General features: G+C 67.6%; 2 protein-coding genes. Both read right to left on the reverse strand.

Going from position 1 to position 2,189, the window contains the following annotated elements; translation table 11 throughout:
- Positions 1-175: 175 nt before the first annotated feature.
- Positions 176-1,024 (reverse strand): S-formylglutathione hydrolase, encoded by an 849-nt coding sequence (gene fghA, locus BWR60_RS35920; protein WP_088158131.1) that lies wholly within the window; start codon positions 1,022-1,024, stop codon positions 176-178.
- A 197-nt stretch (positions 1,025-1,221) separates the two neighbouring features.
- A partial coding sequence (locus BWR60_RS35925; RefSeq protein WP_088158133.1) for a zinc-binding dehydrogenase occupies positions 1,222-2,189 on the reverse strand: 968 nt, incomplete at its 5' end.

The following is a 2,189-nucleotide window of genomic DNA, read 5'->3' on the forward strand; positions in this document are numbered from 1 at the left end:
TTCTCGTCCGTCTCAACCTCATGCACCGACGATCCATCGATCGCCTGAGCGGAGCAAAGCCCACACCACGCTCAGACCCAAGGCAAATCGTCCTTCTGTGACCATGAAACCTCAACCGGACACCCGTGGGTCAAGCCCGGCAATGACAGGAAGGGGGGAACCGCCCCCACACCCACTATCGGTTCAGCACGCCGGCATGATGGCGGATGTGGTCGGCGATGAAGGTGGAGATGAAGTAGTAGCCATGGTCGTAGCCGGCATGGCGCCGCAGGGTCAGCGGCTGCCCGGCCGCTTTGCACGCCGCCTCCAGCAGATGCGGATGCAGCTCGCGCTCCAGGAACTGGTCCGCCTCGCCCTGGTCGATCAGCAGGTCGGGGCAGCGCGCCCCGCCCTGCACCAGTGCCGTCGCGTCCCATTGCGCCCATTGGGTCTGGTCGGGGCCGAGATAGCGCGAGAACGCCTTCTGCCCCCAGGGGCATTGCGACGGCGCCGAGATCGGCGCGAAGGCCGACACCGAGCGGTACAGGCCGGGGTTGCGCAGCGCCGCCACCAGCGCCCCGTGCCCGCCCATCGAGTGCCCGAAGATCCCCATCGCGCTGCGCCGTGCCGGGAAGTGCCGGCCGATCACCTCCGGCAGCTCCTTGGTCACATAGGCGTGCATCCGGTAGCCGTCGCGCCAGGGCTCTTGCGTCGCGTCCAGGTAGAACCCGGCCCCGAGCCCGAAATCCCAGCTCTCATCGTCGCCCGGGTGGCGCCGGTCGCGCGGAGAGGTGTCCGGCGCCACCAGCATCAGCCCGAACTCCGCCGCATGCTGCAGGGCGCCCGCCTTGATGATGAAGGTCTCCTCGGTGCAGGTCAGACCGGCGAGGTAGGTCAGCACCGGCACCGGACGCTCGGCGGCCTGCGGCGGCACATAGACCGCGAACCGCATCTCGCCGCCGATCTCGGACGAGGCGTGGCTGTAGAACCCGACCTCGCCCGCGAAGGCCCGGTGCTTGCTCCGGGTGGTGATCTCGCCCGACATCAGAACTCCACGACCGTGCGGATCGACTTGCCCTCATGCATCAGTCGAANCCACCGGCACCGGGCGCTCGGCGGCCTGCGGCGGCACATAGACCGCGAAGCGCATCTCGCCGCCGATCTCGGACGAGGCGTGGCTGTAGAACCCGACCTCGCCCGCGAAGGCCCGGTGCTTGCTCCGGGTGGTGATCTCGCCCGACATCAGAACTCCACGACCGTGCGGATCGACTTGCCCTCATGCATCAGGTCGAAGCCCTCGTTGATCCGCTCCAGGGGCAGCTTGTGCGTGATCATCGGGTCGATCTCGATCTTGCCCGACATGTACCAGTCCACGATCTTCGGCACGTCGGTGCGCCCGCGCGCCCCGCCGAAGGCCGTGCCCTTCCACACCCGCCCCGTCACCAGCTGGAACGGCCGGGTCGAGATCTCCTGCCCCGCACCCGCCACGCCGATCACGATGCTCTGGCCCCAGCCGCGATGCGAGGCCTCCAGCGCCGCCCGCATCACCTTGGTGTTGCCGGTGCAGTCGAAGGTGTAGTCGGCCCCGCCGATCTGGTCCGCGCCGCGCTTGGTCAGGTTCACCAGATACGGCACCAGGTCGCCCTCGACCTCGCTCGGGTTGACGAAATGGGTCATGCCGAAGCGCTCGCCCCATTCCTTCTTCGAGTTGTTCAGGTCGACGCCGATGATCATGTCGGCCCCGGCCAGCCGCAGACCCTGGATCACGTTGAGGCCAATGCCGCCGAGCCCGAACACGATCGCGGTCGCCCCCTCCTCCACCTTCGCCGTGTTGATCACGGCGCCGATACCGGTGGTCACGCCGCAGCCGATGTAGCAGATCTTGTCGAAGGGCGCGTCCGGGTTGACCTTCGCCAGCGCGATCTCCGGCAGCACCGTGAAGTTCGAGAAGGTCGAGCAGCCCATGTAGTGGAAGATCTTCTCCTTGCCGATCGAGAACCGGCTGGTGCCGTCCGGCATCAGCCCCTGCCCCTGGGTCGACCGGATCGCCGTGCACAGGTTGGTCTTGCGCGACAGGCAGGACGGGCATTGCCGGCATTCCGGCGTGTACAAGGGGATCACATGGTCGCCCTTCTGCAGGCTGGTCACCCCCAGCCCCACATCGACCACCACGCCCGCGCCCTCATGCCCCAGGATCGACGGGAACAGCC

The organism is Inquilinus limosus (genome assembly GCF_002195995.1).
In the GTDB taxonomy this organism is placed as follows: domain Bacteria; phylum Pseudomonadota; class Alphaproteobacteria; order DSM-16000; family Inquilinaceae; genus Inquilinus; species Inquilinus limosus_C.